8 protein-coding genes are annotated in these 6,022 nt (G+C 60.9%); all 8 read left to right on the top strand.

Annotated features, from left to right (window positions below; genetic code table 11):
• Positions 1-326: 326 nt before the first annotated feature.
• A complete protein-coding gene (locus tag F6X42_RS44620) occupies positions 327-803 on the top strand; it encodes a hypothetical protein (RefSeq protein WP_312892982.1) in 477 nt (158 codons plus the stop codon).
• 954 nt (positions 804-1,757) lie between these two features.
• Positions 1,758-2,243 (top strand): TnsB C-terminal domain-containing protein, encoded by a 486-nt coding sequence (locus F6X42_RS46640; RefSeq protein ID WP_512699649.1) that lies wholly within the window; start codon positions 1,758-1,760, stop codon positions 2,241-2,243.
• Entirely contained in the window at positions 2,146-2,691 is a 546-nt protein-coding gene (locus F6X42_RS45685) for a Mu transposase C-terminal domain-containing protein (RefSeq protein WP_312892983.1), read from the top strand. Before F6X42_RS46640 ends, F6X42_RS45685 begins: the two co-directional genes overlap by 98 nt.
• A gap of 27 nt (positions 2,692-2,718) precedes the next feature.
• Positions 2,719-2,934 (top strand): TetR family transcriptional regulator C-terminal domain-containing protein, encoded by a 216-nt coding sequence (locus F6X42_RS36315; protein ID WP_187638756.1) that lies wholly within the window; start codon positions 2,719-2,721, stop codon positions 2,932-2,934.
• 365 nt (positions 2,935-3,299) lie between these two features.
• Positions 3,300-4,118 (top strand): MipA/OmpV family protein, encoded by an 819-nt coding sequence (locus tag F6X42_RS36310; RefSeq protein ID WP_187638753.1) that lies wholly within the window; start codon positions 3,300-3,302, stop codon positions 4,116-4,118.
• A gap of 10 nt (positions 4,119-4,128) precedes the next feature.
• Positions 4,129-4,851 (top strand): response regulator transcription factor, encoded by a 723-nt coding sequence (locus F6X42_RS36305; protein ID WP_187638752.1) that lies wholly within the window; start codon positions 4,129-4,131, stop codon positions 4,849-4,851.
• Positions 4,851-5,672 (top strand): response regulator transcription factor, encoded by an 822-nt coding sequence (locus F6X42_RS36300; protein WP_187638751.1) that lies wholly within the window; start codon positions 4,851-4,853, stop codon positions 5,670-5,672. The genes F6X42_RS36305 and F6X42_RS36300 overlap by 1 nt, the downstream gene beginning before the upstream one ends.
• A 55-nt stretch (positions 5,673-5,727) precedes the next feature.
• Positions 5,728-6,021: a hypothetical protein gene (locus F6X42_RS44610; RefSeq protein WP_246530397.1), complete on the top strand. Its 294-nt coding sequence runs from the start codon at positions 5,728-5,730 to the stop codon at positions 6,019-6,021.
• Position 6,022 lies beyond the last annotated feature (1 nt).

Here is a 6,022-nt window from a genome sequence, read left to right as displayed (position 1 = left end):
AACTTCGGTTCGAACGTGGCGGCGATCAACACGCTCGCGCCGTCGTCGACCGGTAACCAGGTCGCCGCGGCTGTCGGCTTGCGTCACCGCTTCTAGATCTCCACGCACTGCTTGCAGCGCGGGCCTGCCTATTCGCGCTGCCTTCGAACCCGCACGTGACACGGTGACGTCGCGGGTTTTTTCATGGACGCGACGTTTCAGCTTGTAACGAAGGTGACTGCGCGAGCTTGTGCTCGCTATACTCGGGCATCCGCTTTTTTTTCATCGCGATTGAGCGCGCTGCTGCCTGGTTTGCTGTGTGTCCTTGCAGCGCGAACGCAACGCGCGTGAAAGGCGGCTCTGTCGCGAAGCATGGCATTGCGCCGATCGCTGTGTGGGTCGGTGCATTGATCGCGCCACGCTTCGCCCGTACAAGATTCCTGCAAATGACCGGGGACGCCGACGACCTCACCAGGAAACGAACTTTCCTGCTTGCTCCTGCCGCCGTGGCGATCGCCACTCTCGCGGCTTGCGGTTCCTCCAACGGGCCTTCCGCACGCGACGCGTCGAAGCCCATGATCTACGTGTCGTCGCAGCGCGCCCGTGTGTATATCGCCAGTTGCCTGGAAAGCCGCTTGTCGAGAGTGCGCCTGTCGCGCGTGGGCAGCGCGACCGAGATTGCGGTCGGCTTCCAGCGCTTCGCGCTGCGTTCGACACTCGCGCATCCGCGCAACTGGTTCGGACAGGCGACTTGTGGAGGTTCGACGAACACGCAGGTGCTATTGCACCTGGTTTCTGGATCAACTTCGCACATTGGGGTATGAGGCGCGAAACGACTGGCCATTTAACACGTCCAGCTTGTGCTATTTCTCGATTTGCCGTTACGTTGATAGCTTGCTCGCAGCCAAGCCGCGGTCGCTGGCAGCGGTGACCGGTGGCGTCGACCTTGTCGCGAAGCTCTAGTCGGGGGAGGGGACGCGACGCCCGGCCCTGAAATTCATGCAGCGCGTCGAGATGGACGCGAACATACTCGACGGGCGTTTCTGCGTTTCACTTCCACTTGTGAACGGTGGCTTTCGGGAGAAGATTGTCCATCGTCTCTGGGCTGTCGTCATCATTGAAGTCGTCTCATGTGTCGTAGTCGGCTACTACTTCAGCGTGAGGCGCGAGGTATCGACGGACGACGTTTTGCGAGCCGTTAAACGAGCATTGGACCGGGACATGCTGTTGATGTTCGTTAATTCTGCTAGCCACGTCCACACCTTGCGCTAGCGGAACAAAGGTCCACAAGCCATGCTAAGCAGGCCTTAGCGTCAAAATTCGTCATTTTAACGCGTTGCGTTCCGGCAACGGATGCACGTCCGTTTGTCCGTTAGTTTTGCTGGCGGGTTCGACGTGTCCTTTAATTCCGCTAATGCGTTCAACGGAAGTCGATCAGGTGCTGCGATGACGGATGCGACCGTGACAGACGACCGTGCTGCGAAAGTAGCATCAGTGCTTCGGCCATTGGGGCGGGGACCGCTTTCACGAGAACAGGCCGTTCTTGCCGGGCGCCTGCTCGGCGTGCATTGAACAACGGTGTATCGTCTGCGCCGGAGATTTTTAACCGATCCTGTAGCGAGTTCCGTCGCTCCGCATCGCCGAGGCCCATCGATGGGCGGCGGTCGGTTGGGGGACGACGTCGATAAGGTGATCGACGAAGTAGTGCATGTCTGGCTCCCTAAGCAGCGACAGCTGGCCCACCCTGCAACGGATCTTGTGCTGGAGGTTCGACGCAGATGTGCACTCGCGGGACTGCAACTGCCAAGCCGAACGACCATCGGGCGGCGATGGGCGAGGCATCGCGAGTTGGACGCTTTGAAGCGCGCGGCGCTGCCCGACGCGCTCAAATCGCCGGGGTCGCTTGCTGCCAAGTACCCCTTGGAGATCGTTCAGGACCATACACAAGCGGATGTGCTGCTGGTCAGCGAGCACGATGGCTTGCGAAGATAGAGGCGGACGCGGATTGGCCGATGCGTGGAATTCCGGAAGTTCTGCATCTCGACAACGCTGCCGAGTTTAAAAGCAGGGCGCTTCGCAGTGGGTGCCGCGAATACGGCATCGACCTATCGGCCTGTGGGACGTCCCCATTTCGGTGGCCATATAGAGCGCCTGAACCGGACTCTCATGGAACGGGTGCGAGGCCTGCCGGGGGCGACCGGATCGTCCCCGAAAGGTCGCAAAGCGCGAAAGTCCGAAAAGACGGCCGCACTAACGCTGCGTGAGTTTGAGCAATGGCTCGCGATTGAAGTCGCCAGACGATACCACCATGCGGCACATCGGGGGCTGCTTGGCGCAGCGCCAGCCGACATGTGGAGAATGCTCGGCCGGAGTTCTGACCCGCGGCAATTGTCGGGGGCTAGGGACGCTGAGTTGCAGTTCCTGATCCGTTTCTTGCCTGCGGCGTCGAGGACCATCCAGGCGTATGGACCGACGCTTTTCCATACTCGTTACTGGCATCCGATATTCGTTGCATGGCGCGAGTCCCGGCGCACGGTCACCATTCGATACCATCCGGAGGATCTCTCCCGCGTGTTCGTGACCGCCGGTACCCGTGACTATCTCGAAGTCCGATATGCGGATATGCGGCGGCCGGCGATTTCGCTTTTCGAACAGCGAACCGCGCTAAAGCGATCCAGTCGGAAGGACAACGCACCATCTCTGAGGCGCTAATTTTCCGAACCGTAGAAGAGCATCCCCGTGCCGCCGAACATCGAGACGCTGGGCGAACTGCTGTACGCGCCGGTGTATATGCGACTGTTGCTCGGCAATGGCCCGCTCGACGACCATTTCGCGCATGAGCACATCAGTTACGTCTATACGCTGCTGGGCGTCGCGGTGCCGGATGTGGCGAAGCTACGTGAGAAAATGAAGTCGAAAAGATCTGCCAGAAACACGGCGGCAAGCTCGCGCTGACATGGAGTCATGGCACCGAACGCGAACGAAAAGGGACACCCGTGCGTTCATTTGCGTGTTCCTACGAAGAAACCGGATGACGGGTCCGCTTTACTCCACCTCACGAGGGCGCTCGTGGACGAGCGCGCAAAGCGGGTCCGCGCGCTGACCGGCGAGCATGCTACCGGGCGTGCTCGGCACGTCTGCTGACATCGACCGCGTTCGATGGGCTCCGGCGCAGAACCGACGGTCTGTCGGTCCAACTGGTGCGGTCCGTCGCGTTGGGCAATCACGCCGATAAGTAAAGCGCTCATCAGAGTAAGTGAGCGGTAAGTCTGCCAGTCCTAAAGTCAATTCTGTCTCATCCCACGACTTTAGGACCGACAGTGAATAAAAGATTTCGCCGTAGACATCATTTGCTTCTGGCCGTCGCATCGGTCGCCCTGTATTCGGGCTCCGTCCGGGCCGATGACGACGGCGCGGAGCCGCCCAACCCGGACGACTCGGGACTGACCGTTCTGAGCAAGGCGACGAACGTCACACATTGGGGCCTCGGTGCCGCCGCCGGAATCGAAGCGGCGCCTTATAAGGGCTATGGCACGAAGTACACGCCGATTCCGCTGCTTTTCTTCGACAACAAATGGGTGCACGCTTTCGGCACGTCGGTCGATCTCAAGCTCGGCAACTGGGCAGGCGTCAGTGTCGCGCTGCGTGGACATTTCGCGATTGGCGACGGCTATAAAGGGTCCGATGCGCCCATCCTGAACGGCATGCAGGACCGCAACTGGGCTTTCTGGTATGGTCCCGCGCTGGCGTGGCATACCGCATTTGGCACATTGTCCGGCGACTTTCTCGAAGGCGGCAACAAAGGCCAGAGGGCCACGATTGACTTCGGCAAAGCATTTGACTACGGCAGATTCTCAATCGAGCCGCACGCAAGTGTGGAATGGTTGAGCAGCAAATATGTCGACTACTATTACGGCGTGCGACAGTCCGAAGTGCGCGCCGGCCGCCCCGCCTACACCGGGAAGTCGACCTACGACATGTCCATCGGCACGCGAGTGGATTATCACTTCACCCAGCATCAAGGCATGATACTCGACGTCGGTGTATCGCATCTCGGCGGCGGCATTACCGACAGCCCGCTGGTCGGAAAGCGCTATGTCCCTGAGGTCAAGATCGGGTACCTCTATCAATTCAACTGAGCACGATACTATGTCGCGAGTTGCACTGATCGAAGACCATGCACGCGTCGCCGCGATGGTTCGCCAGGCCCTGTCGTCCGCCGGAATCGAGACTGATCTGTTCGCCACACTATCCGAGGCCCGGTACGGCGCCACCCGGGCCGAGTATGCAGTGCTGATCATCGACCGTGGCTTGCCCGACGGCGACGGCCTGACCTTTCTGCGAAACCTGCGGGCAGCCGGCCAGATGACGCCCTGTCTGATGCTGACCGCCCGAGACGCGCTGCACGACCGCGTGGATGGACTGGAAAGCGGCGCCGACGACTACGTGACCAAACCGTTCGCGATGAGCGAACTGATCGCGCGAGTGCGCACGCTGATGCGCCGGCCTGTCGTGCTGACGGCGTTGTGCGCGTCGTTCGCCGATATCGAGATCGATCCACAGGAACGCGCGATCCGCTGCGGCGAGCAAACGCTGCCGCTCGCCCCCGCCGAACTGCAGATCATTCTGCATCTCGTCAGGTCCAAAGGCGGCACCGTTCGCCATTCCGCGCTCGAACATGCCGCCTGGGGTCTCGGTGAAGCCGTCACCCCGAATGCACTGGAAGTGACCGTACACCGCCTGCGCAAGAAACTGGCCGCGATCGGTGCGGCGACGCGCATCGTCAACGTGCGGGGCGCGGGGTTTTCGTTGCACCATACCTCGGCATCCGCCAACGTTCCTCGCCATCCGGCGTCTGGAGGGAGCGACTGATGAAACCCCGGATTCTCGTCGTCGACGACGACCCCGACTGCCGCGACGCGTTGCGCACGTGCTTACAGTCGAACGGTTTCGACGTGGCCGTCCTGTACGAGCCCGCGCGCGTGCTGGAGCGCCTTGAGGTCGAACGCCCCGCGTTGATCGTGATGAAAAGCGGTCCGTCGTTCGGCGGCGGCCTCGCCACATTGCGCATGCTGCGCGAACATCGCGACGATATGCCGGTCATCCTGCTCGCCGAACAGGACGACGTCATCGAACGGGTTGTGGCGCTGGAATGTGGCGCCGACGATGTCCTGTCGCGACCGTTCAATGTGAAGGAAGTGCTGGTCAGGATCCGTTGCGTACTCAGGCGTGTCATGTATGAACAGCTGCACAGCCCGGTCCACCGCCAGCCGTTCCGCTTCGGCGGCTTTGAGTTGAACTTCGCTTTGCGCACGCTCTCGTATGAAGGCCGTCTGGTTCCGCTGCAGCAAACAGAGTACGCAGTGCTTCGCCTTTTTACGACCGCGCCGGACCGGGTGCTGTCGAGAGAATTCATTGCACACTGCATTCACTCCAATGCGCGGGACCAGCTTCCCGTCGTGAGTCTCTGGATACACCGTCTGCGTCGAAGGATCGAAACGGACTCGTCGTGCCCGAAGCTGATCCAGACGGTGCGCGCAAAAGGCTATGTTTTCCACCCTTGGGCCACGGACGATGCCACGACGGGCGCGCTTGTCTCGCCGCCTTACCGCACGCTACAGCGCTCGGCTGATACCCGGACCGACTATCCGCCTGCCACCCACCAGCCGGCCAGCAGACCCCGGCAAGCCTGAACCCCTCTCTACCATGCTCAATCGATGGCTTCGAAGTTTGTCAGTCCGTGTCTGGGTGACGAGCGTTGCCGCGCTCGCTGTCAGCCTTGCGGTGCTGGCCGCCGTCGTCGCCTACGCATTCAATCACTTTCCCGAACAGATGCTCGGGAGGCACGAGCAGATCGAAAACGCCGTCAAGATCGCGACCGGCGTGAAGTTTGACGCATCTGGTCGACCGGTATCGATACGGCTTCCGGATGAGACTGCGTGGCTTTTCGAGGTCATGCCGGCTGAGTTCAAGTACCGCGTACTGGATGCGCAGGGGAACGTGCTGCTTTCATCGGATTCTGCTGAGCACGACACGCCCTAAA

The organism is Paraburkholderia podalyriae, from assembly GCF_014397785.1.
Taxonomy (GTDB): Bacteria; Pseudomonadota; Gammaproteobacteria; order Burkholderiales; family Burkholderiaceae; genus Paraburkholderia; species Paraburkholderia podalyriae.
Note: the sequence above shows the minus strand (reverse complement) of the source record. Positions and strands in the feature narration are given on the sequence as shown.